Origin of the sequence: Microbacterium ureisolvens (assembly GCF_019511645.1) — a bacterium.
In the GTDB taxonomy this organism is placed as follows: domain Bacteria; phylum Actinomycetota; class Actinomycetes; order Actinomycetales; family Microbacteriaceae; genus Microbacterium; species Microbacterium ureisolvens_A.
In genome coordinates, this window is the sequence record NZ_JAEUAX010000001.1 from 328,640 (window position 1) to 349,854 (window position 21,215).

Below are 21,215 nucleotides of genomic sequence, written 5' to 3' on the forward strand. Positions count from 1 at the left end.
GTCAGTGGCGGTCGCGCCCGCGCACCCGGAGTCCGGAGGCGATGAGGCGTCGCACCAGCTCGTGACCGGTGACGTGCTGGGCGCCGGCGGCGACCAGGCGCGCGTGCGCCTCTTCCGGAACGTCGTAGTGGTCCAGGTCGAATCCGCGCGCAGGGATGCCGTTGGCGGCCGCGAAGGCGTGAAGCTCCGCGAGGTCGGTGTCGGTCACCAGGTGCGCCCACAGCCGGCCGTGCGCCGGCCAGAGAGGATCGTCGATGAGGATCGCCACGAGCAGATACTACGCACCGGATGCCGCGACACGGGCACGTCCGCTTTCGCGGAGTGTTCTGGCATCTGGTAAAGTAGACCCTTGGTGCGTCGAGATATCCGCACCAAGTCTTCATTGACGTCCCCGAGTGCGTGCGCGTGCTCCCAGAAGAAACAGGTGTGAAGTGGTTTACGCAGTTGTGCGCGCCGGCGGCCGGCAGGAGAAGGTCGAGGTCGGCACGATCGTCGTTCTCGACCGTCAGGCCGCGAAGATCGGCGACAAGATCGAGCTGCCCGCGGTGCTCTTCGTCGACGGTGACACCGTCACGACCGACGCCGACAAGCTCGCGAAGGTCACCGTGACCGCCGAGGTGCTCGGTGAGGAGCGCGGCCCGAAGATCGTGATCCAGAAGTTCAAGAACAAGACCGGCTACAAGAAGCGCCAGGGGCACCGTCAGGACCTCACGCGCGTCAAGGTCACCGGCATCAAGTAAGCCACAGGAGACGCAGAGATGGCACACAAAAAGGGCGCAAGCTCCACCCGCAACGGTCGTGACTCCAACGCTCAGCGCCTCGGCGTGAAGCGTTTCGGCGGCCAGGCCGTCAACGCCGGCGAGATCCTCGTCCGCCAGCGTGGCACGCACTTCCACCCGGGCGCCAACGTCGGCCGCGGTGGCGACGACACGCTGTTCGCGCTTGCCGCGGGCGCGGTCGAGTTCGGCCACAAGGGCGGCCGCAAGGTCGTCAACGTCGTGGCGGTCGCGGAGTAATCCAGCGACTCGCACAGACTTCCGGAAGGGGCGGGCTTCGGCTCGCCCCTTCCCTTTATCCTTTCCCGGCTCGCCCGGGAGCATCCAGACCTGAGGGGGACCGCATGGTCACGTTCGTCGATCGGGTGACGCTTCACCTGCGTGCCGGAAAGGGCGGCAACGGCTGCGTCTCGGTCAAGCGCGAGAAGTTCAAGCCGCTCGCCGGGCCTGACGGCGGTAACGGCGGTCACGGCGGCGACGTCGTGCTCGTGGCCGACCCGCAGGTCACCACGCTGCTGTCGTACCACCACTCGCCCCACCGCTCCAGCGGAAACGGGGGCTTCGGCATGGGCGACCATCGTTCGGGCGCCGCCGGCGAGCCGCTCGAGCTGCCCGTGCCCGTCGGCACGGTCGTGAAGGACGCCTCCGGCGAGGTCCTCGTCGACATGATCGAGCCGGGCATGCGCTTCGTCGCGGCCCCCGGCGGACTCGGCGGGCTCGGCAACGCAGCCCTCGCCAACCCCAAGCGCAAGGCGCCGGGCTTCGCACTGCTCGGCACGCCCGGCTGGGAGGGCGACATCCTCCTCGAGCTGAAGACCGTCGCCGACGTCGCGCTCGTCGGCTTCCCCTCAGCGGGCAAGTCGAGTCTCATCGCCGCGATCTCGGCCGCTCGGCCGAAGATCGCCGACTACCCCTTCACCACGCTCCATCCGAATCTCGGCGTCGTGCAGGCGGGCGAGCAGCGCTTCACCGTCGCCGATGTCCCCGGCCTCATCGAGGGTGCGAGCGAAGGCAGGGGCCTGGGCCTGGAGTTCCTGCGGCACGTCGAGCGCTGCACGGCGCTCGTCCACGTCCTGGACTGTGCGACCCTCGAGCCGGGTCGCGACCCGCTCAGCGACCTCGATGTCATCCTGGCCGAACTCGCCGCGTACCCCGTCCCCGACGGGCAGCTTCCGCTCCTCGAGCGCCCGCAGCTGGTCGCACTCAACAAGGTGGACGTCCCCGAGGCGAAGGATCTTGCGGACCTCGTCCGCCCCGACCTCGAGGCTCGCGGCTTCCGCGTATTCGGGATCTCGACCGTGAGCCACGAGGGCCTGCGTCAGCTGACCTTCGCGCTCGGCGACATCGTGGCCCAGCACCGCGCCGAGCGGGCCGCCGCTCCCGCTCCCGAGCGCATCGTCATCCGTCCCAAGGGCTCGGAGAAGGAGTTCTCGGTCCGCGTCGAAGGCGGCACCTACGGCAACATCTACCGCATCCTCGGCGACAAGCCGCTCAAGTGGGTGCAGCAGACCGACTTCCAGAACGAGGAAGCCGTCGGCTACCTGGGCGATCGCCTGGAGAAGCTCGGCGTCGAGGATGAGCTGTTCCGCGCGGGTGCGACACCCGGCGCGACCGTGGTCATCGGCGAGGGCGACGGCATCGTCTTCGACTGGGAGCCCTCGATCTCCTCGAACGCGGAGCTGATGACGGCGCCGCGCGGCACCGACCCGCGCCTGCTCCGCGACAACCGCCGCACGACGTCGGAGCGCCGCGAGCGGTACCACGACATGATGGACGCCAAGGCCGAGGCGCGGGCCGAGCTGGAGGCCGAGCGGATCGCCGAGCGCTATCGCGACCAGGAGGACGCGGAATGAGCGCGCGGGAGCGCAGCGACCTCCCGTTCGCCCGCCGCGTCGTCGTCAAGGTCGGATCCTCATCGATCAGCGGCGACAACGCGCACAAGATCAAGCCGATCGTCGACGCCCTCGCCGCCGCCCACGGACGTGGTACTGAGGTCGTGCTCGTTTCGTCCGGTGCCATCGCGACGGGCATGCCGTACCTGCTGCTCGATGAGCGTCCGAGCGACCTCGCGACCCAGCAGGCGGCCGCCGCCGTGGGGCAGAACGTGCTCATCTACCGCTACCAGGAAGCGCTGCGCCCGTTCCGCATCATGGCGGGCCAGGTGCTCCTGACCGCCGGTGACCTCGAGAACGCAACGCACCGATCCAACGCGCGTCGCGCCATGGAGCGGCTCCTGGGCCTGCGCATCCTCCCGATCGTCAACGAGAACGACACCGTCGCGACCCATGAGATCCGCTTCGGCGACAACGACCGGCTCGCCGCGCTCGTCGCTCAGCTGATCGGAGCCGACGCCCTAGTTCTCCTGAGCGACATCGAGTGCCTGTACACGCGTCCGCCGGACGAGCCCGGCGCTCGGCCGATCCCGCATGTGATCTACGGCGACGACCTGCACGGCTTCGAGTTCGGCTCGGTCGTCGTCAACAGCGTCGGCACCGGGGGAGCGGCGACGAAGGTCTCCGCCGCGCGACTGGCCGCAGCATCCGGAATCGGCGTCCTGGTCACCAGCGCGGACCTCGTGGGCGAAGCGCTCTCCGGCGACGAGATCGGCACATGGTTCCAGCCCAATCCGGAGCCCACGGCGCCCGCCGCGACGGGTCCTGTGCGCACCGCGGTCGATACACTGGGCGGATGACCACCACCGCCACGACGGCACGCGAACGGATGCTGCTCGCCAAGGACGCCGCGCGCAGTATCGGCCTCCTCGGCGACGAAGCGAAGCGCGATGCGCTCCTTGCGATCGCCGACGCCATCGAGGCTGCGACCGCGGAGATCGTGGCGGCCAACGCAGATGACCTCCGGCGCGGCAGCGAGACAGGGCTTTCGACCGCTCTGCAGGACCGTCTGCGGCTGGACGAGCCGCGCGTCGCATCCCTCGCCGCCGCGGTGCGCGAGATCGCCGCCCTGCCGGACCCCGTCGGCCGGGTCCTCGATGAGCGGACGCTGCAGAACGGCGTGTCGCTCACCAAGATCGCCGTGCCGTTCGGCGTGGTGGGATCCATCTACGAAGCCCGACCCAACGTCACCGTCGACATCGCCGCCCTCGCCCTGCGCTCCGGCAACGCGGTCGTGCTGCGCGGCGGCACGGCCGCCGAGCACACCAACGCGGCCCTCGTGCGCGCGATGCGGGACGCGCTGGCCGAGCGCGGCATCGACCCGGAGGCCATCCAGACGGTGGACGAGTTCGGTCGCGAGGGTGCCCGTGAGCTCATGCATGCACGAGGCATCGTCGACGTGCTCGTGCCGCGCGGCAGCGCGCAGCTGATCGAGACGGTCGTGACCGAGTCATCCGTTCCCGTCATCGAGACCGGCGCCGGCGTCGTGCACATCGTCCTCGACGAGACCGCACCTCTGGACTGGGCGCGCGACATCGTGGTGAATGCCAAGACCCAGCGGCCGAGCGTGTGCAATGCCGTCGAGACCGTCCTCGTGCACCGAGGCGCGGCCGACCGCCTCGTCGGCCCGGTCGTCACGGCACTGCAGCAGAGCGGTGTGACCGTCCACGGCGACGCGACCATCGAGCGCCTCGCAACGGGCGTGACTCCCGCCACCGACGAGGACTGGGCGACCGAGTACCTCAGCCTCGACCTGGCGATGCGCGTCGTCGACGATCTGGACGACGCGCTCGAGCACATCCGCCGCTACTCCACGCACCACACCGAGTCGATCGTCACCCAGGACGCGGCGAACGAGGCCCGCTTCCTGGCCGAGGTCGATTCGGCCGTGGTGATGGCCAACACATCGACGCGGTTCACCGACGGCGGCGAGTTCGGCTTCGGCGCCGAGGTCGGCATCTCCACGCAGAAGCTGCACGCGCGCGGGCCCATGGGCCTCGCTGAACTGACGAGCTCGAAGTGGCTTGCGCGGGGTGCCGGGCAGGTCCGCGCGTAACGGAATAGACTTGTCCAGTCCCGCGCCCCAGAGGCGAACCCGAACGGAGCCCGAATGACACTCGCCACGATCATCGCCCTCGCCGCCGAAGAGTCGGAGCACCACGGCAACGTCGCCCTCGAGACCGTCGGGTACGGCATCACCGCGATCGTGGTCTTCGCCGCGCTGGCGATCGTGACGCTGTCGTACCGCAACGTGGCCAACCGCCACGCGCACAAGGCCGAGGCCTATGCCAAGGCGCACGCGAACGACGTCCAGCGAGCGGGGCACGGCCACTAAGGCTGCTGCATGTCCTTGGCGACAGCCCCGAGAGTCGGGGTCATGGGCGGCACGTTCGACCCGATCCATCATGGGCACCTGGTCGCCGCCAGCGAGGTGGCGCAATGGTTCGACCTCGACGAGGTCGTGTTCGTGCCTACGGGCGAGCCGTGGCAGAAGGCCGACGTCTCGCCGAGCGAGCATCGTTATCTCATGACCGTCATCGCCACGGCATCCAACCCTCGGTTCACGGTCAGCCGCGTCGACATCGACCGCGACGGTCCGACCTACACCATCGACACGCTCCGCGATCTGAAGGCCCAGCGCCCGGACGCGGAGCTGTTCTTCATCACCGGTGCCGACGCCATAGCGCAAATTCTCAGTTGGAGGGACCATGATGAGTTGTGGGACCTCGCCCACTTCGTCGCGGTCTCCAGGCCCGGTCACGTTCTGAACACCGACGGTCTGCCCAGCGACGACGTCAGCCAGCTCGAGATCCCCGCCCTCGCTATCTCATCGACGGATTGCCGTGATCGAGTTCAGCGAGGACACCCCGTGTGGTACCTCGTTCCCGACGGGGTCGTCCAATACATTGCGAAGCACCATCTCTACCGGAGCAAGGAATGAGTACACCCGAGCACCCGGCGACGCCAGCCCTCACCCGTAAGCAGATCCGCGAACTGCGGAACACGGGATCCACCCCCGTGATCACCGCGACCCCGGCCGACGGAGCCATCGACGCTCCCGCCGCGCCCGTCTCGGCGGTGCCGGTCGACGCCGCACTGTCGACGCCGCCGCCCGCGCCGTTCCCGCGCCCTTCAGAGCCGGCCGCCGTGGCCCCTGCACCCGTTCCCGACTCCGCCGTCGACCTGGGGGTGTCACCTCTCACGCGCCGTCAGGCCCGTCAGCAGGAGCGCATCCGCACCGCGTCGGTCCCCGTGATCACGCCTGAGGTCGTCGCGGCGCACGCGGCGGCGACCGGCGGGAGCGCCCCGGCCTTCGCTTTCCCCGTCGCTCCGCCACCTGTGGCGCCCGTCGACGACCCGGCGCCGTCGCTGTTCACCCCTGCACAGGACGACGCGCAGGTGTCGACCGACAGCGGCATGCACGCGCTGTTCGGCATCCCGCGCGACGCCGAAACCTCGCCGGCGCCGGCCCCCGCCTCCAGCTGGCAGCAGGCGGCGACGGCGGCACCGGTCTCTGTGCCCGCCTTCGCGGCCGAACCGGCGGCGTCCGACGTCGACGACCGCGCGTTGGACGACGTGTTCGGGGCGTCCGCAGCCGAGCCCGAGGCGTCCCCCGCGGCGCCGAAGGCAGTGAGCCCACTCCTCGGCGCCAGCCTGCTCGACGAGGAACCGGCCTCCGGCCAGCCCGCTGCGGTCGAGTTCCCGCCGTCATTCGATCAGCTGCTGACCCGCACCACCGGCGCCATCGCGATCCCCAACGCGCTGATCGTGTCGCAGGCACCCGAGGTCGCGCCGCTGGTGGCGCCCGTCACCGCGACCGGCGAGGTCATCGTCACAGGGACGTTCAACCTGCCCGAGGGCCTCGGCTCCACCGGCCACGCGAAGGGCACCGCCGACGGCAAGGAGATCGACGCGACGCTCGTCGACGGGGAGCTGCCGTCGCATTCGTCGCCGACGCCGATCGCCGCGAGTTCTGCCGTCAGCACAGTGAAGGCCCCTGGCGACGTCATCAAGCCGCCGGTGCCTGAGAAGGGCGGCAAGCTCATGATGTCGCTCGCGATCACCGCGGGCGTGCTGGCCCTCGCCCTCGTGGGCGTTCTGATCCTCGCCTTCGTGACAGGAGTCTTCTGATGGTGGCGAGCGCGCAGTCGCACGACATGCTCCAGATCGCTGCGGCAGCCGCAGACGGCAAGGGCGGCGAGGATCTCGTCGCCCTCGACGTGTCGGAGCCGCTTCCGCTCGTCGACATCTTCCTGCTGGTCACGGGCCGCAGCGAGCGAAACGTGGCGGCGATCGCCGACGAGATCGAGGACAAGCTCCTCGAGGCGGGTCACAAGCGCCTGCGTCGCGAGGGGCGTGAGGAATCGCGGTGGATCCTCATCGATTTCGGCGATCTCGTGGTGCACGTGTTCCACGAGCAGGAGCGCGTCTACTACGGCCTGGAGCGGCTGTGGAAGGACTGCCCGGTGGTTCCGATCACCCTTCCTGCTCGGGCGACAGCCGAAGAGTGAGTCCTTGGTACGGAGCACCCCTCGGAGTGTTGTAAGCTAGACGAGTTGCCCCGCGAGAGCGGGAACAGCGTCTGGGCCTGTGGCGCAGCTGGTAGCGCACCTGCATGGCATGCAGGGGGTCAGGGGTTCGAGTCCCCTCAGGTCCACCAAAATCCCCGGTGAAGTCCGGGTTCCTTCTCCCGATAGCCCGGGCAGTGATCTTCTGAACTCCTTCGCAGGTCATTTCAGCTCTGTCCACCTACTCGGCCACGACAGCCCATGTCTGGCACCTGCGGCGCAGTTCGCGGTAGAACGGGTTCATGGGATCCCCGCTGCTGTTGGGGCCGATGCTTCGGTACGTCGATGAGACGTCGGCCAGCATCTGGGTGGAGACGAGAGCCGACTGTCTCGTGAGCGTCCACGTCGGCGGGCGATCGTGGAAGGCCCGCAGCTTCACGGTGCACGGCCACCATTACGCTCTCGTCGAAGTCGACCGACTCGAGCCCGGTAGCGTCTCGCCCTACCAGGTGCAGGTCGACGGGGTTCTCGTCTGGCCGGAGCCGGCATCCGGGTACCCCGCACCAGTGATCGCCACGCGCGCACCCGGGAGGCCCTCGCGGATCGCCTACGGCTCGTGCCGCACCAGCGTCGCCCACGACAAGTCAGGCAACCGGACACATGGCGTGGACTCATTGCGCGCATTCGCGCTCGCGGTTGCGGACGCCCGCGAGGCGCGACCCGATCTGCTTATTTTCCTCGGTGATCAGGTCTACGCCGATTCCACCACGAAGGAGATGCAGGCGTTCATCCGTGCCCGCCGCGACATCCGGAAGGAACCGGGCAAGGAGCTCAAGGACTTCGAAGAATACGCCCACCTCTACCGGCTGGCATGGTCGGATGATGCGAATCGGTGGCTGCTGTCGTGCGTGCCCAGCGCCATGATCTTCGATGACCATGACATCCGCGACGATTGGAACGCCTCGCTCGACTGGAAGCAGAAGATGGAAGCCACCACCTGGTGGCACGAGCGCATCGTCGCCGGTTTGGCGTCGTATTGGGTGTACCAGCACCTCGGCAACCTGTCTCCTCGGGAGCGTGCCGCTGACGAGATGTGGCAGCAGATCAGTAGGCGCCGCGAGGGCGCATCCCTCGATCTCACGGCCGCGTTGGATGAGTTCGCCGACCGCTGCGACAAGCATCCGAACAGTTATCGCTGGAGCTACTCACGTGACTTCGACGACACCCGTCTGATCGTCCTGGATTCACGCGTCTCGAGAGACCTCACTCCGTCGAGTCGGGGGCTGCTGAACGGTCGAGAGCTCGAGTGGTTCGACAGCCGTATGCAGGGCGGGTTCCGCCACGTCCTGGTCGCCACCTCGCTCCCGTTCCTCTTGCCGCTGGGTCTGCACCATGTGGAGGCGTGGGATGAGGCGATCGCACAGGGCGCGTGGGGCCGACTTGCTGCGTGGGTCGGGGAGAGGCTGCGCCGGGCGTTCGACCTGGAACACTGGGCGGCCTTCCAGAACAGCTTTCAGGCGGTTGCCGATATCGCGACGGAGTTGGCAGACGGTGAGCGTGGCGCGGCGCCGCAGACGGTGACCTTCCTCTCCGGTGACGTGCACTTCTCGTACCTGGCCGAGGTGGAGCGCCAGGAGGGCAGCCGCATCGTGCAGGCGGTCTGCTCACCCATGCGCAACCCCTTGCCCCGCTTCATGCGCTGGTTCTCGGTCGTGATGTCGTATGGCGCGGCGACGCCGCTGGGTGCCGCGGCCGCGCATTCTGCGAAGGTTCCCGACCCGCCCTTCCGTTGGAGGACGGTGAAGGGTCCGTGGTTCGACAACAACCTCGCGCTGCTGCGCGATGGATCCGACGGACTTCGCATGACCTGGCACCGTGGTGTGGTCGAGGACGGCGACGAGCTGCACCCTCGTCTTGAACAAGTCGCGTCCATCACCGTGCCCGCCGTGCGACACTCGACAGTGTCCTCCTCGGCCGCAGATCCCTCCGAGGCATCCATCCGGACATCTGGCGAGTGAAGCCGGACGGAGTTCACGAAGCCGCCGCCACCTACGGTCGGCTCAGTGTCGACTGCCGTTCGACCAGGCGGAAGTCGACGACGACCTTGCGTGGCGGCGGCTGCTCCTCTTTCGCGACGCCGTCGCGCCGAAGGCGGATCCGTTCCTCGAGGAGGGCGACAGCGGTGGCTGCGACAGCCTCGCGGCCGAGATCGATCGTCGTCAGGGGAGGGCTGGAGTATCGGGTCTCTTCGATGTTGTCGAACCCGATGAGCTGGACGTCGTCCGGCACCCGCAGACCACGGCTGTTGAGGGTCGAGAGTGCGCCGAGGGCGAGGGTGTCGGTGAAGGCGACGACGGCATCCGGCGTGACGCCGCGGTCGAGGATTTCGGCCATCGCCGCGGCACCGGTGGCGTGGAAGTAGTCGGGCACCCCGACAATCGCGCGGGGGTCGATCCCGAGTCCGTGCGCCTCGAGGGCCTGTCGGAAGCCCTGCATGCGCAGCGTGCCGCTGCTCGTCGACTGGTCCTCCTTCGCGCCGAGCGGCACGATGTTGCGCGCCCCGCGTTCGATGACGAGTTCTGCCGCGGCCCTCGCGCCGTCCACGTTGTGCATCGTCACGTGATCGACACCGACGTCGAAGACGCGCTCGCCGAGCAGGACCATCGGAAAGTCGACGTCGAAGAGCGCGGCATCCTCCTGGCCGATCGCCAACGGCGAGTAGATGACACCGTCGACCATCGAGCGGTAGCTGCCGTCGAGGACTCGCAGTTCGCGGTCTCGCTCGTCGTTGGTCTGCTGGATGAAGACGGTCTGGCCCACTCGGGCGGCCTCTCGCATGATGGTGTCGGCAAGCTCGGCGAAATAAGCGCCGCGGAGGGCGGGCAGCACGAGCGCGATGACTCCCGTGCGTCCACGGCTGAGGTTCCGCGCCGAGACGTTGACGTGATAATCCAGCTCCCGCATTGCGTTGCGGACGCGCTCGTCGGTCTCGGGCCTGATGTAGGGGTAGCCGTTGAGCACGTTGGAGACGGTCTTGATCGAGACTCCCGCGCGCTCCGCGACATCACGGATGGTCGCGGACCCGCTTGCCTTGCGTGCCACGGCTCTGCGCCTCTCGTCGGGTCAGTGGTCAGCGTATTACAGCGGTGCCTCGCTGCAGTCTGATCGAGCCACGCGGACACAAGCCCAGACAGAGAGGTGCGGGGGCCGACGATGGCCGCCCCCGCACCCCTTGGTCGGCTAGAAGAGCCGCGGCAGGAAGTCGATGAGACCCTGCCACCACACATCGAAGCCGTGCGGTCCCGGAACGACCGTCTTCACCACAGGGATCCCGTTGGCACTCATCGAGGACTCGATGCCGTTGATCGCGTTGACGGCACCGGTGTCGACGTCGCCGGCGAACAGCGTGACGGACTTCGTCGTCGCGATGGCCGTCTGGCCTCCCGGCGTCGACGGATCGAGCGTCGCGGAGGTGAACGGCGGCGAGAACATTCCGAAGTGCGCGAACTGACCGGGGTGGTTCACTAGCGTGCCGTGCGTGAGGAACCCGCCCCACGACAGACCGGCCATCGCGCGCTTCGCCGGGTCATCCGACACGTTGTACTGGGACTTCACCAGCGGCATCACGTTGCCGGACAGCTCGTTCCAGATGTCGAAGGGCGCGCCCGAGTAGCCCGGCATCACCACGACCATGGGCTTGATCTTTCCCTGCGCGTAGAGGTTGTCGAGGATCTGGCTGGCTCGACCGATTTCGGTCCAGGCGGCGTAATTCTGCCCGAAGCCGTGGTACAGGTAGAGCACAGGGTAGGGCTCGGCCCGGTCCGGGTCGTAGTCGACCGGCGTCCACACCTTGAGCTTCGAGGCTCCGAAGGCGCCGTTGTAACTGAGCGTCGTGAGCTCTCCGGTCTGGTCGGCCGGGGCATCCGCCAGCAGCGGGGTGCGCACGCCACCCGGGACGAACAGCTGGCTCTCCACGTTCACCACGTTCTTCGTGTCCTGAGGATCGTGGAACGAGACGCCGTCCACCTCGTAGCGCCAGTAGTAGTACCCGTCGATCGGTCCGATCGTGGTGCGCCACCGGTCACCCTCCTTCGTGAGGGGGATGCGGAACCACTGACCGTTCGGGGCCCAGTCGCCCCACAGCACGACGTCCTTGGCGTTCGCCCACTGGGTGCCGGTTTCGAACGTGACCATGCCGTTCTCGTCGATGCTCGGGGTGGTGATGCTCCCCGCTGCCGGCGCGGTGTAGGGCTCGGTCAGCTGTCGGTGACCCTCGCTGGGGCCGTGGTCCTTGACGCTCGGCTTGAAGGCCCGCGACGCGAAGTCGCGCAGGTTCTCACGCCAGGTGTCCCAGACCCCACCGGTCTCGGGATGCACGCCGTCGAACTCCAGCCGGACGCCCGCCTGCTGGAGCGCGGTCATCGCCTCGTAGGTGCCGTTGTAGTTCGGATCGAGCGTGTTGCCGACGTAGAAGCGCAGCAGATCTGTCTTGGCGTTGATCTTGCGAGCCAGGTCCGCAGTGACGGCGGTGGTGTCGGACAGGTAGCCCGAGAGCGACCCGACTGAACCGAACACGCCGGGCTGATCGGCCGCGAGTTCCAGCGCCTGCGACGCGCCTCGCCCGATTCCGGCGATCGCGTTCTCCTTCACCTTGCTCGAGACGTTGTATGCCGCCGTCACGGCGGGCACGATCCCGTCCAGGAGCTCGGCCCCGGAGCTCGTGTCACCGGCGTCGGCCATCACCACGACCATCGACGAGAGGTCGCCGTTCACAGCGAGGTTGTCGAGGATCTGGCGCGCACGACCGAGCTCGAGCCACTCGCGGAAGGACTGACCCTCGTCGGAGAGCAGGTACAGCACCGGCAGCGCCTTGGCAGGCTTGGCGGTGTACCCCGGCGGGGTCCACACCGCCACCGACCGCTCGGACTGTGTCACGGGCGACTGGTAGGTGAGTTCGGCCACCGCCCCGCCGCCCGTGGTGACGTCGTCCATCCAGGCGACCTCGGGTCCGGGGATGAAGAGCGTGTTCCAGTCGGGGTGCGACGTGACCTCGACAGGGGTGTCGGGGTTGCGGAAGGCGACCCTCGATCGGTCGGCCATCGTGGCGACGTACTGGTAGTAGTACAGGCCGGGCTGGAGCGGCCCGATGTTCGCGGCGCAGTTCGAGCCGCTCGCGTCGAGCCCCATCCTCGCCCATGTGTTCGATGGTCCGAAGTTTCCCTCGATCTCCGCGCCGGCACCGGTCGAATTGCCGCACGCATTCGAGGGAACGCTCGATTTGGGGACCGTGAAGCGGTGATAGATCCCGGATTGCGACTCCCACGGATCAGGAGCGGCTGAGGCTGGGGCCGCCGTCAGTGCTACGAGCGATGCAGCGAGTACCAGTCCGGTCGCTGCGCGAGCTCGCAGGCCGCGCAGCCACCCAACCTCGGATTCATTCTTCATTGAACAGCCTTTCTTCGAAGGACGCAGCGGCAACCCGCAACCGCCGCTCGGCGCACGCTTCCGGAGAGCAGCCGTCTGTGGCTGGCTCTCAGGTAGTACACCGGTGTAGTACCGCCGAAATTACACCGGTGTACTACAACGTTGCAATACCGAATCGGCGATCCGAAGCTGCCGAACCGTGTCGTTCCGATCGGCAGAGATCAGTTGTTCCGGGCAGGCGCGCGGCAACCCCGGGCAGGCGGATCAGCCCCCGAGCTCGTCCCTCAGTGCCTGGTTCTCATCCTGGAGCTCGAGCACACGAAGCACGCCCTCGAGGTTGACCCCTTCGGCACGCAGCGCTGTGATGCGCTGAAGACGTGCGAGATCGTCGTCGCTGTAGCGCCGAGTACCGCCCTGAGTTCGTGAGGGGGTGAGCAGCCCCTTGCTCTCGAAGAGTCGCAGGCTGGCCTCCGGCACGCCGAGCAGGTCTGCGGCCACAGCGATGCCATAGAGCGGGGTCGAGGAGTCGCGGTCGGGCATTCTGAGAGTTTCCTGTGAGGGCGTTGCAGCGCGATTCGACGTGAGTTACAACAAATCTACAACACGAGTCGCAGATTATATGCGTGCCAGTGTGACGGCTTCAGTTCTCGGGTTCAGCGGAGAAGAGGTGGTCCTCGATGATGCTCGTTGCGGCGCGCGCCGAAGTGCCGTATACGCACGGATCGGAAGGTGGCGTCTGCGCCGACCAGCGATGGTTCGACGAGGAGTTCTTCCGCATCGTCCGGCGGTCGTTCGCCGAGCGGAGGGCGACGTCATCGATCGCATTGCCGGCGCACACCGCCATCGTCCGTGCCGCTGCGCCGACGCTCCTGTCCATCCCGGCCGCTGACCGGGGCATTCCTCGTGCCCGGGTCCGTTCGCCTCCGCCGCAGAAGACCAGCCCGCAGGTCTGAAGATTCAATGAGGCCCAGGGCTTCGACGATCGATGCCTGGGCCACCCCGTGGTGCTGGTCGCAACCTCCGCGGCCAGCACCACGCGCGGAAACGAATGGAGCCATCATGGATTTCGGTCCCCAGCCTAGATTCGAGGCGAAGCAGCTCAGCGATCTGGAGTGGGTGCTTCACGATCTCGCGTACGACGAGAGCGATCCCCGCCGAGTGATCGCCCACATTTGGCAGGCCGACCCCGACGAGTACGAAGTGACGTGGGTGCGGGGGCTTCCCCTTGACCGCTGGTATCACTCGATCCACTCCGTGCTGGAGGATGTGGTCGCCCTCACGCCGAACAGGACGAAGCCGATCCCGATCCCGCACCGGCCGCCGACGACGAGCCTGGCGGTGGCCGTCTAGCGGCCACGAGGTCACGCCGTGACCTCGTGGCGTGAGCGGGCGAAGATCCAGCTCGTGAGCCACCCGATGAGAAGCATTGCCGCGATGATCAGCCCGAAGGAGTCGAGGTTCGTCGCGGCGACGGCCTCCACGGGCGCCCACCGGACTCCCGCGGAGTCCACCAGCACACCGCACAAGCCGACTGTGCCGACGATGAACGCGACGCCGACCGAGAGAAGGATGAGTGCGGCGTTGTAGCGGCTCCGCCGCTCGGGGCTATCCGCCGACCACCGATAGAGCCTCGCCGTGCTGATGCTGTTGATGCCGTCGCACGTCACCATCCCCGCCGTGAACAGCAGCGGCAGAACAATGGCGGCGTACCACGGCATGACGACGCCCGCCCCGCCGGCGATCAGAAGCAGCGTGATGGTGGATGCGGTGTCGAACCCGAGCCCGAACAGCACGCCGACGACGAACATCTTCCACGGGGCATCCAGCGTGGCGGCGGCGCGTGTGATCACCAGAGACACGGCGCCGCCACGCAGTGGCCTCACCCCGCTGGAGCCGCCCGCGCGTGCCCGACGGAGAACGCGGACCAGGATGACGAGGTTCGCCGTCGCCATGGAGAGGAGGAAGACGCTCGACACCGTCGGGCCCCACACCCCGGTGAAGAGGGCCAGGGGGGAATCCTCCGCGCCGATCTGGGAGGTGAGGGCTCCGACGCCGGCCGTCACGAGGCCGACGGCGGCCAGAACCACCGTGGAATGTCCCAGCGCGAACCACAGGCCGACGCTCGAGGGGTCCTTCCCGTCGTCCACCAGCTTGCGGCTGGTGTTGTCGATGGCGGCGATGTGGTCGGCGTCGAACGCATGGCGCATGCCGAGGACGAAGGCGGTGACGGCAAGCCCCACGCCGAAGGTGGATGTGCCGGCCTGATACCCGCCCGGCAGCACCACTGTCGCGAACAGCGCCCAACTGACGATCAGGAGCGCACCCGCGACGATCAGCACCCGGCGTGCTGTCGGTGTCATTTGCTTCATGGATGCTCCGTTCCTGCCCGATTCGGTGGCGGCGGGTCCTGCGGCCGCGCGGGGCCGCGCGTCATACGACACGCGCGGGCTCCCGGTCGTGCCGAGCTGCGCCGCTGACGAGTCCGCCCAGTGGGCTGTCGTGGGCGGCATCGCCGAGGTAGCGCACCACCGTTCCTCCTCGGTCGAGCTCGAGCCGGGTCGCACCCGGGACGTCGGCGACACATGCCTGGTCGCCGACGGCGATGACGCTGTCCATCACCCGATTCGCGCCGAGGATGCCGGGGACCGGGGAGTCGCCCCGTACCTCGAGGGTCTCTCTCACGAGCGGGCCGATCGCGTCGGAGACGTCCGTGTCCGCCCTGAGCCGGCCTCCGCGCTCCCCGGTACGGCCGAGGACGAGGGTCTCGCGCAGGAATGCCGACGAACCGGGGGCGAGCGTGATGGTCAGGGAACGCGTGAGGGAGCCGGCATCCGTGATCACGGTCGGAAGACCGTCCCAGGCGAGGTGTGCGCCGGCCTCGAGGTCCACCCGGGCGTGCCACTGCGACGCTTCGCCCACCTCCGCAGCACGCCCGTAGACGACGAGACCGCCGATGTCGACGAGGCGGAGAGTGCATCCCGCGCCGACGGCGATCTCGATCCGCACGTCATCGCCGGGAAGCAGCATGGCGCGTCCAGCGACCAGTGCCACCTCGACGAACCGTCCCTGTCGCCGCACCAGCCGCGGCACGACGAGTTCACCCCCCAGTGCGAACGAGACGGCGTCGCCCCGGGGCGAGATGTCGACGACGGTGGGCTTCACGGGTGCACGTGATCGGCGTGGCTGTGCTCGGCGTCGCCGGTCGCATGCGCGTGCGGTGCCGCGCCGTCCTCGTGCGTGTGGAGGAAACCCGTCCCGTCCTCGTCGGCGTGGAAGTGCGGTGCCATCGGACCCGGGTCCTGCGGGATGTGAGAGCCGGCGCGGTGCGCGGCGAGCACGGTGAGCACCCACGCGCGCAGCGCGGCGACCGACGCGGCGTCGGTGCGTGAGAGGGCGAGCACCGGTCGGTCGTCGCGTGCCGCGGTCGCATCGGCGACCATCTGCGGGACGTCCACGCCGACGTAGGGGGCGAGGTCGGTCTTGTTGACGACCAGGAGGTCGGCGCGGCCGATGCCGGGTCCGCCCTTGCGGGCGACGTCGCCGCCGCCGGCGACGTCGAGCACGAAGATCTGCGCGTCGACCAAGGCGGGCGAGAAGGTGGCGGTGAGGTTGTCGCCGCCGGACTCGATCACGACCATGTCCAGCGGCGCGAACGCGCGTTCGAGGTCTTCGGCGGCAAGGAGGTTGGCGGTGACGTCGTCGCGGATCGCGGTGTGCGGGCACGCGCCGGTCTCGACCGCGACGATGCGCTCGGGCTCGAGCACACCCGCGGAGCGGAGGAAGCGAGCATCCTCGTCCGTGTAGATGTCGTTGGTGATGACGCCGATGCGGATCTCGTCGGCGAGGGCGCGGCAGATCGTCGCGATGAGCGATGACTTGCCGGTGCCGACGGGGCCGGCGACGCCGAGACGAAGGGCGCGGGATGCTGCGGATTCAGGCACGGAAGAGCCTCCTGGTGGATCGCGCGTGGGCCTCGGCCCACGCTTCGGATTGTGGTGCGGTGAGTGCGGGGATGTCGGCGGGGTCGGTGATCGCGGCGATCGCGGGCAGGCGGTCCTCGACGCCGCTGCACAGCTCGACCACGAGCGACACGAGGTCGAGCGGATCGCGCGGCTCGAGCTTGAGGATGGCGGCCGCCGCCGCCTGCATGTCTTCGTAGACGACGAGCCGCGCCAGTTCGAGCGCGGGCACGTCGAGCCCGGCAGCGATCACGCCGAGCACGCAAGGACGTGGCGGCGGCACCGGGCGCTCCCGCCACGCGGCGATGACCTCGTCGCCCGGGAGCAGCGTGCCGCCCACGCGCAGGTACCCTCGCGCGAGCACGCGTGCGGCGTCCCGCAGGGCTCGGCTCGGGGTGCGCGCGGCCCACGCGGCCTCGACGGTGTCGAGATCGCCGCCCGAGAGGCGGGCGGACCGCGCGGCGACGGCGGTGCCCGCTTCGACGAGGGTCGTCCTCGCGGCCCTGCCGTGCAGGAACGCACCCAGGTGCCCAGCATCCACCCCTGCCGTCACCGCGGGCTCGACTCCCGCCGAATGCGCGTGACCACCCGAAGGCAGCCGCGCGTCGGCCAGCAGCAGTGCGGCGGTGGAAGCGGCGAGGGGCGGCATCAGAAGAGCTGGTAGAGCTGGGCCAGGGGCAGGCGGGCGGCCGGAGCCGGCTCCACGCGGTCGCCGTCGATCGAGATGTCGAACGTGTCGGGGCGGATGTCGATGCGGGGGAGCGCGTCGTTGTTGCGCATGTCGGCTTTGCCGATGTCGCGCGTCGAGCGCAGCGGCAGCAGGCGGCGCGTGAGCCCCAGGCGCTCCTCGAGGCCGGCATCCAGGGCCGCGGGCGCGACGAACGAGACCGAGAGGGAACCGCCGATCGCGTCCGCGAACGAGGGGCGCATCAGCACCGGCTGCGGTGTCGGGATCGAGGCGTTCGGATCCCCGAGCGCCCCCCACACCAGCCCGCCGCCCTTCACGACGACGCTCGGGCGGAACCCGAAGAAGCGCGGATCCCACAGGACGAGGTCGGCGAGCTTTCCGACCTCGACCGAGCCGACCTCAGCGTCGATGCCGTGAGCGATCGCCGGGTTGACGGTGTACTTGGCCACGTACCGGCGCGCTCGCTCGTTGTCGGCCGGAAGGCCGTTTCCGAGCGGACCGCGGCGGGCCTTCATGACATGCGCGACCTGCCACGTGCGCGTGACCACCTCTCCGATGCGGCCCATCGCCTGGGCGTCGGAAGAGGTGATCGAGATCGCGCCCATGTCGTGGAGGATGTCTTCCGCGGCGATCGTCGTGGCCCGGATGCGGGACTCCGCGAACGCGAGATCCTCGGGAACGCCGGGGTTGAGGTGATGGCAGACCATCAGCATGTCGAGGTGCTCGGCCACCGTGTTCACCGTGTGCGGCAGCGTCGGGTTCGTCGACCCCGGGATGACGTAGGGCAGGCTCGCGATCGACAGGATGTCGGGAGCGTGCCCACCGCCGGCTCCCTCGACATGGAAGGCGTGGATGCTGCGTCCCGCCATCGCCGCGATGCTCGACTCGACGAACCCGGCCTCGTTCAGGGAATCGCTGTGCAGCGCGACCTGCAGGCCCCACTCCTCGGCGGCACGGAGGCTGGCGTCGATCGCGGCGGGGGTGGAGCCCCAGTCCTCGTGGACCTTGTAGCCGGCCGCGCCGGCCAGAACCTGCTCTTCGAAGGCCGCCGCCGACACCGTGTTGCCCTTCCCGAGCAGCAGGACGTTCACCGGAAGCCGATCGAGCGAGCGGTGCATGTGCTCGAGGTGCCACGCACCGGGCGTCACCGTCGTCGCCTTCGACCCCTCCGATGGACCCGTTCCGCCGCCCACGATCGTCGTGATGCCGGCCGCGAGCGCCTCGTGGATCTGCGACGGGGAGAGCAGGTGCACGTGGGAGTCGATGGCGCCGGCGGTGAGGATCTTCCCCTCGCCCGAGATCACATCGGTGGAGGGGCCGATGACGAGCCGCGGGTCGACGCCGTCGGCGATGTCGGGGTTGCCCGCCCTCCCGATGCCGACGATGCGGCCGTCCCGGATTCCGACATCCGCGCGTACGACTCCCCACCAGTCGAGGATCACCGCGTTGGTGATGACCGTGTCGAGTGCCCCGTCGGCGCGCGAAACGATGCTCTGCGCCATCGACTCGCGGATCGACTTGCCTCCGCCGAACACCGCCTCCTCGCCACCGACGGTGAGGTCGTCCTCGAGCTCGATCCACAGGTCGGTGTCGCCGAGGCGGACCTGGTCTCCCGTCGTCGGCCCGTAGATCCGCGCGTATCGCTCGCGGTCGATGCGCACCATCAGCGGATCTCCTCCGTCGAGCGGATCCGGATGCCTGCAACACGTCGGCTTCCGCGCAGTGAGACTGCGGCGACGCGCTTGGACACCCCGGGCTCGAATCGCTCGGATGTACCCGAGGGGATGTCCAGGCGGAAACCGGCAGCCGCCGAGCGATCGAACTCGAGCGCCGCGTTCACGTCGGGCAGGTGGATGTGCGAGCCGATCTGCACCGGCCGGTCGCCCGTGTTGAGGATCACGAGCTCCAGCCGCTCGTCATCGGCGCGATCCGCGTTCAGCTCGATCCATCCGGGCCTGACGCGGACGGCGCCGGGGCCGGATGCTGTACCTGATGCCATGGCAGCTCCTCAGTCGATCGGGTGGTGGAGGGTGACGAGCTTGCGCCCGTCGGGGAAAGTCGCCTCGACCTGTACGTCGGCGAGCATGTCGGCGACGCCGTCCATCACGTCTTCACGTCTCAGCACGGTGCGCCCCTCGGTCATCAGCTGAGCCACCTCCGCGCCGTCGCGGGCGCGCTCGATGACCCAGGTGGACAGCAGCGCGACTGCCTCCGGATGGTTGAGCTTGACGCCGCGCTCCCTCCGGTCGCGCGCCACCATGCCCGCCACCGCGAGCAACAGCTTCTCCGTGTCTGCGGGTGACAGGTGCATGCGAGCCCCCTCTCGTCGATGTCAGAAGTCTGCCACTGAGTTGAAGGGATGATGTTCTTCCGCGCGCGCGTAGGACGCCGAAATTGCCGGAAAATCAAGGCAAAGAGAGGCATGGGCCGGGCGACTGTTTACATGCTCGATACGTTCGAGCAATGGCAATGTAATGCCGCGGTTCCATCGTTGGTCCCACCTGAAGCGCCCGTGCGCTCGGTTAGCACCCCACCGCATCACACCCGAAACGCACCGCATCACCCTTGAAACGGAGCACAGCATGATCACCACCCACAGGAAGCGCCTCCGGGCGATCCTGGCCGCGGGGGCACTCGCCACCAGCGCCGCCCTGGTCCTCTCCGGCTGCGGCAGCCGCGCCGGCGACGCCGCCCCCACGGAATCGGCCGCGGCCGCCGAGAGCTGCGTCGACACATCCGGCGACACCATCAAGCTCGGCTTCCTCAACTCGCTCACCGGCGGCATGGCGATCTCCGAGAAGACGGTGTCGAACGTCCTGCACATGGCCGCCGATGAGATCAACGCCGACGGCGGCATTCTCGGCAAGCAGATCGAGTACATCCAGGAGGACGGCGCCACCGACTGGCCGACGTTCGCGGAGAAGACCGAGAAGCTGCTCACTCAGGACTGCGTCGCCGCGATCTTCGGCGGCTGGACCTCGTCCTCCCGCAAGGCGGTCAAGCCCGTCGTCGAGGAGCACAACGGACTGTTCTTCTACCCGGTGCAGTACGAGGGCCTCGAGTCCTCGCCCAACATCTACTACACCGGCGCGACGACCAACCAGCAGATCATCCCGGCGATGGACTTCCTCGCCTCGCAGGGCGTGAAGACGCTGTTCCTCGCCGGATCCGACTACGTCTTCCCGCGCACCGCCAACGCGATCATCAAGCTCTACGCCGAGGAGCTCGGCATCGAGATCGTCGGCGAGGAGTACGTGCCGCTCGACAAGGACGACTGGACCACCCAGGTGGCGAAGATCGCCGAGGCCGACCCCGACTTCATCTTCAACACCATCAACGGGTCGTCCAACGTCGGCTTCATCAAGGCCTACTACGACGCCGGCCTGACGCCCGACACGACGCCGATCATCTCGGTGTCGATCGCCGAGGAGGAAGCCCCGGCGATGGGCCACGAGGTGACGGGCAACTACGCGTCGTGGAACTACTTCCAGTCGCTCGACACCCCGAACAACCCCGCCTTCATCGAGGCGTGGAAGGCCTACCCCGGCTCGAGCGGCGTGACCAGCGACCCGATGGAGGCCGCGTACATCTCGATGTACCTCTACAAGGCTCTCGTCGAAGCGGCCGGATCCTTCGACGTCGACGCGATCAACGCGGCTGCTGCCGAGAACGAGATCACCGTCGACGCGCCCGAGGGCGTCGTCACGCTCGACGGCGAGAACCACCACATCTCCAAGCCCGGCCACATCGGCAAGATCAACGCCGAGAACCAGTTCGACATCGTGTGGGAGTCCGACGCGTTCATCGAGCCCGACCCGTACCTCTACGAGTACGACTGGTTCCCCGCGAACGTGCGCGACTCGCTGGTCGCTGCCGCGGGCTGACTCTCACGGATGCTGAGGCCCCGTGCCGCAGGCGCGGCTCGGGGCCTCAGCATCCCATCCCATCCGGCTCCGTGCGCGCGCACG

At 68.5% G+C, this 21,215-nt stretch carries 24 protein-coding genes and 1 tRNA gene; 14 read left to right on the top strand and 11 right to left on the bottom strand.

Translation table 11 applies throughout. The annotated features are described in order from the left end of the window. Window position 1 precedes the first annotated feature (1 nt). The gene (locus JNB61_RS01555) at window positions 2–268 is read right to left on the bottom strand and encodes a DUF4031 domain-containing protein (protein ID WP_220338559.1); all 267 of its coding nucleotides are present in this window, start codon (window positions 266–268) and stop codon (window positions 2–4) included. 163 nt (window positions 269–431) lie between these two features. On the opposite strand from JNB61_RS01555, the gene rplU reads away from it, so the two are divergent. The 11 genes from rplU to JNB61_RS01610 all read left to right on the top strand — a co-directional run bounded on the left by rplU (window position 432) and on the right by JNB61_RS01610 (window position 9,194). Continuing rightward, window positions 432–740: a 50S ribosomal protein L21 gene (gene rplU / locus JNB61_RS01560; RefSeq protein WP_026059456.1), complete on the top strand. Its 309-nt coding sequence runs from the start codon at window positions 432–434 to the stop codon at window positions 738–740. 18 nt (window positions 741–758) lie between these two features. Then, window positions 759–1,016, top strand: coding sequence for a 50S ribosomal protein L27 (gene rpmA / locus JNB61_RS01565; RefSeq protein WP_109211194.1), 258 nt, complete (start codon window positions 759–761; stop codon window positions 1,014–1,016). A 104-nt stretch (window positions 1,017–1,120) separates the two neighbouring features. Beyond that, window positions 1,121–2,629, top strand: a complete 1,509-nt coding sequence (gene obgE, locus JNB61_RS01570) for a GTPase ObgE (protein ID WP_220338560.1) — start codon at window positions 1,121–1,123, stop codon at window positions 2,627–2,629. Continuing rightward, window positions 2,626–3,468 carry a glutamate 5-kinase gene (proB, locus tag JNB61_RS01575; RefSeq protein WP_220338561.1) on the top strand — a complete coding sequence of 281 codons (843 nt, stop codon included), beginning with the start codon at window positions 2,626–2,628 and terminating at the stop codon, window positions 3,466–3,468. Before obgE ends, proB begins: the two co-directional genes overlap by 4 nt. After that, a complete protein-coding gene (locus tag JNB61_RS01580) occupies window positions 3,465–4,724 on the top strand; it encodes a glutamate-5-semialdehyde dehydrogenase (protein ID WP_220287522.1) in 1,260 nt (419 codons plus the stop codon). Before proB ends, JNB61_RS01580 begins: the two co-directional genes overlap by 4 nt. Before the next feature lie 54 nt (window positions 4,725–4,778). Continuing rightward, window positions 4,779–5,003: a hypothetical protein gene (locus JNB61_RS01585; protein WP_159843936.1), complete on the top strand. Its 225-nt coding sequence runs from the start codon at window positions 4,779–4,781 to the stop codon at window positions 5,001–5,003. Between the two features lie 9 nt (window positions 5,004–5,012). Then, on the top strand, window positions 5,013–5,609 hold the full coding sequence (gene nadD / locus JNB61_RS01590) for a nicotinate-nucleotide adenylyltransferase (protein WP_116193242.1): 597 nt from the start codon (window positions 5,013–5,015) through the stop codon (window positions 5,607–5,609). After that, window positions 5,606–6,799, top strand: coding sequence for a hypothetical protein (locus JNB61_RS01595; RefSeq protein WP_220338562.1), 1,194 nt, complete (start codon window positions 5,606–5,608; stop codon window positions 6,797–6,799). Before nadD ends, JNB61_RS01595 begins: the two co-directional genes overlap by 4 nt. After that, window positions 6,799–7,179: a ribosome silencing factor gene (gene rsfS / locus JNB61_RS01600; RefSeq protein ID WP_220287525.1), complete on the top strand. Its 381-nt coding sequence runs from the start codon at window positions 6,799–6,801 to the stop codon at window positions 7,177–7,179. The genes JNB61_RS01595 and rsfS overlap by 1 nt, the downstream gene beginning before the upstream one ends. 73 nt (window positions 7,180–7,252) lie before the next feature. Next, window positions 7,253–7,328 (top strand) — tRNA-Ala (locus tag JNB61_RS01605). A 150-nt stretch (window positions 7,329–7,478) separates the two neighbouring features. Beyond that, window positions 7,479–9,194, top strand: coding sequence for an alkaline phosphatase D family protein (locus tag JNB61_RS01610; protein WP_220338563.1), 1,716 nt, complete (start codon window positions 7,479–7,481; stop codon window positions 9,192–9,194). 31 nt (window positions 9,195–9,225) lie between these two features. Here the strand turns inward: JNB61_RS01610 and JNB61_RS01615 are convergent, their stop codons facing one another. The 3 genes from JNB61_RS01615 to JNB61_RS01625 form a co-directional block, all read right to left on the bottom strand. Beyond that, window positions 9,226–10,278, bottom strand: coding sequence for a LacI family DNA-binding transcriptional regulator (locus tag JNB61_RS01615; protein ID WP_220287527.1), 1,053 nt, complete (start codon window positions 10,276–10,278; stop codon window positions 9,226–9,228). Window positions 10,279–10,416: 138 nt separating this feature from the next. After that, window positions 10,417–12,363: an alpha/beta hydrolase-fold protein gene (locus JNB61_RS01620; protein WP_220338564.1), complete on the bottom strand. Its 1,947-nt coding sequence runs from the start codon at window positions 12,361–12,363 to the stop codon at window positions 10,417–10,419. A gap of 501 nt (window positions 12,364–12,864) precedes the next feature. After that, window positions 12,865–13,140, bottom strand: coding sequence for a MerR family transcriptional regulator (locus JNB61_RS01625; RefSeq protein ID WP_220287530.1), 276 nt, complete (start codon window positions 13,138–13,140; stop codon window positions 12,865–12,867). Between the two features lie 137 nt (window positions 13,141–13,277). On the opposite strand from JNB61_RS01625, the gene JNB61_RS01630 reads away from it, so the two are divergent. Together JNB61_RS01630 and JNB61_RS01635 are read left to right on the top strand one after the other, a co-directional pair. After that, window positions 13,278–13,553 carry a hypothetical protein gene (locus JNB61_RS01630; RefSeq protein WP_220338565.1) on the top strand — a complete coding sequence of 92 codons (276 nt, stop codon included), beginning with the start codon at window positions 13,278–13,280 and terminating at the stop codon, window positions 13,551–13,553. A gap of 106 nt (window positions 13,554–13,659) precedes the next feature. Then, the gene (locus tag JNB61_RS01635; RefSeq protein ID WP_220287532.1) at window positions 13,660–13,950 is read left to right on the top strand and encodes a hypothetical protein; all 291 of its coding nucleotides are present in this window, start codon (window positions 13,660–13,662) and stop codon (window positions 13,948–13,950) included. An 11-nt stretch (window positions 13,951–13,961) separates the two neighbouring features. Here the strand turns inward: JNB61_RS01635 and JNB61_RS01640 are convergent, their stop codons facing one another. The 7 genes from JNB61_RS01640 to JNB61_RS01670 form a co-directional block, all read right to left on the bottom strand. Continuing rightward, window positions 13,962–14,969, bottom strand: a complete 1,008-nt coding sequence (locus tag JNB61_RS01640; RefSeq protein ID WP_220338566.1) for a HoxN/HupN/NixA family nickel/cobalt transporter — start codon at window positions 14,967–14,969, stop codon at window positions 13,962–13,964. 61 nt (window positions 14,970–15,030) lie between these two features. Then, on the bottom strand, window positions 15,031–15,762 hold the full coding sequence (locus JNB61_RS01645) for an urease accessory protein UreD (protein WP_220338567.1): 732 nt from the start codon (window positions 15,760–15,762) through the stop codon (window positions 15,031–15,033). Further along, the gene (gene ureG, locus JNB61_RS01650) at window positions 15,759–16,541 is read right to left on the bottom strand and encodes an urease accessory protein UreG (protein WP_159843988.1); all 783 of its coding nucleotides are present in this window, start codon (window positions 16,539–16,541) and stop codon (window positions 15,759–15,761) included. The genes JNB61_RS01645 and ureG overlap by 4 nt, the downstream gene beginning before the upstream one ends. Next, window positions 16,534–17,208: an urease accessory protein UreF gene (locus JNB61_RS01655; RefSeq protein WP_220338568.1), complete on the bottom strand. Its 675-nt coding sequence runs from the start codon at window positions 17,206–17,208 to the stop codon at window positions 16,534–16,536. The genes ureG and JNB61_RS01655 overlap by 8 nt, the downstream gene beginning before the upstream one ends. After that, a complete protein-coding gene (locus tag JNB61_RS01660; RefSeq protein WP_220338569.1) occupies window positions 17,208–18,911 on the bottom strand; it encodes an urease subunit alpha in 1,704 nt (567 codons plus the stop codon). Before JNB61_RS01660 ends, JNB61_RS01655 begins: the two co-directional genes overlap by 1 nt. Beyond that, window positions 18,911–19,246, bottom strand: a complete 336-nt coding sequence (gene ureB, locus JNB61_RS01665; RefSeq protein ID WP_220338570.1) for an urease subunit beta — start codon at window positions 19,244–19,246, stop codon at window positions 18,911–18,913. Before ureB ends, JNB61_RS01660 begins: the two co-directional genes overlap by 1 nt. A gap of 9 nt (window positions 19,247–19,255) precedes the next feature. Further along, window positions 19,256–19,558, bottom strand: coding sequence for an urease subunit gamma (locus tag JNB61_RS01670; protein WP_159843995.1), 303 nt, complete (start codon window positions 19,556–19,558; stop codon window positions 19,256–19,258). 271 nt (window positions 19,559–19,829) lie between these two features. On the opposite strand from JNB61_RS01670, the gene urtA reads away from it, so the two are divergent. Further along, the gene (urtA, locus tag JNB61_RS01675; RefSeq protein WP_220287542.1) at window positions 19,830–21,131 is read left to right on the top strand and encodes an urea ABC transporter substrate-binding protein; all 1,302 of its coding nucleotides are present in this window, start codon (window positions 19,830–19,832) and stop codon (window positions 21,129–21,131) included. Window positions 21,132–21,215 lie beyond the last annotated feature (84 nt).

What these genes read in the sequence shown, in the direction of transcription:
- rpmA (WP_109211194.1), top strand. Translation starts at nt 759, where the DNA reads ATGGCACACAAAAAGGGCGCAAGCTCCACCCGCAACGGTCGTGACTCC.
- obgE (WP_220338560.1), top strand. Translation starts at nt 1,121, where the DNA reads ATGGTCACGTTCGTCGATCGGGTGACGCTTCACCTGCGTGCCGGAAAG.
- proB (WP_220338561.1), top strand. Translation starts at nt 2,626, where the DNA reads ATGAGCGCGCGGGAGCGCAGCGACCTCCCGTTCGCCCGCCGCGTCGTC.
- JNB61_RS01580 (WP_220287522.1), top strand. Translation starts at nt 3,465, where the DNA reads ATGACCACCACCGCCACGACGGCACGCGAACGGATGCTGCTCGCCAAG.
- JNB61_RS01585 (WP_159843936.1), top strand. Translation starts at nt 4,779, where the DNA reads ATGACACTCGCCACGATCATCGCCCTCGCCGCCGAAGAGTCGGAGCAC.
- nadD (WP_116193242.1), top strand. Translation starts at nt 5,013, where the DNA reads ATGTCCTTGGCGACAGCCCCGAGAGTCGGGGTCATGGGCGGCACGTTC.
- JNB61_RS01595 (WP_220338562.1), top strand. Translation starts at nt 5,606, where the DNA reads ATGAGTACACCCGAGCACCCGGCGACGCCAGCCCTCACCCGTAAGCAG.
- rsfS (WP_220287525.1), top strand. Translation starts at nt 6,799, where the DNA reads ATGGTGGCGAGCGCGCAGTCGCACGACATGCTCCAGATCGCTGCGGCA.
- JNB61_RS01610 (WP_220338563.1), top strand. Translation starts at nt 7,479, where the DNA reads ATGGGATCCCCGCTGCTGTTGGGGCCGATGCTTCGGTACGTCGATGAG.
- JNB61_RS01620 (WP_220338564.1), bottom strand. Translation starts at nt 12,363, where the DNA reads ATGGGGCTCGACGCGAGCGGCTCGAACTGCGCCGCGAACATCGGGCCG.
- JNB61_RS01625 (WP_220287530.1), bottom strand. Translation starts at nt 13,140, where the DNA reads ATGCCCGACCGCGACTCCTCGACCCCGCTCTATGGCATCGCTGTGGCC.
- JNB61_RS01630 (WP_220338565.1), top strand. Translation starts at nt 13,278, where the DNA reads ATGATGCTCGTTGCGGCGCGCGCCGAAGTGCCGTATACGCACGGATCG.
- JNB61_RS01635 (WP_220287532.1), top strand. Translation starts at nt 13,660, where the DNA reads ATGGATTTCGGTCCCCAGCCTAGATTCGAGGCGAAGCAGCTCAGCGAT.
- JNB61_RS01640 (WP_220338566.1), bottom strand. Translation starts at nt 14,969, where the DNA reads ATGAAGCAAATGACACCGACAGCACGCCGGGTGCTGATCGTCGCGGGT.
- JNB61_RS01655 (WP_220338568.1), bottom strand. Translation starts at nt 17,208, where the DNA reads ATGCCGCCCCTCGCCGCTTCCACCGCCGCACTGCTGCTGGCCGACGCG.
- JNB61_RS01660 (WP_220338569.1), bottom strand. Translation starts at nt 18,911, where the DNA reads ATGGTGCGCATCGACCGCGAGCGATACGCGCGGATCTACGGGCCGACG.
- ureB (WP_220338570.1), bottom strand. Translation starts at nt 19,246, where the DNA reads ATGGCATCAGGTACAGCATCCGGCCCCGGCGCCGTCCGCGTCAGGCCC.
- JNB61_RS01670 (WP_159843995.1), bottom strand. Translation starts at nt 19,558, where the DNA reads ATGCACCTGTCACCCGCAGACACGGAGAAGCTGTTGCTCGCGGTGGCG.
- urtA (WP_220287542.1), top strand. Translation starts at nt 19,830, where the DNA reads ATGATCACCACCCACAGGAAGCGCCTCCGGGCGATCCTGGCCGCGGGG.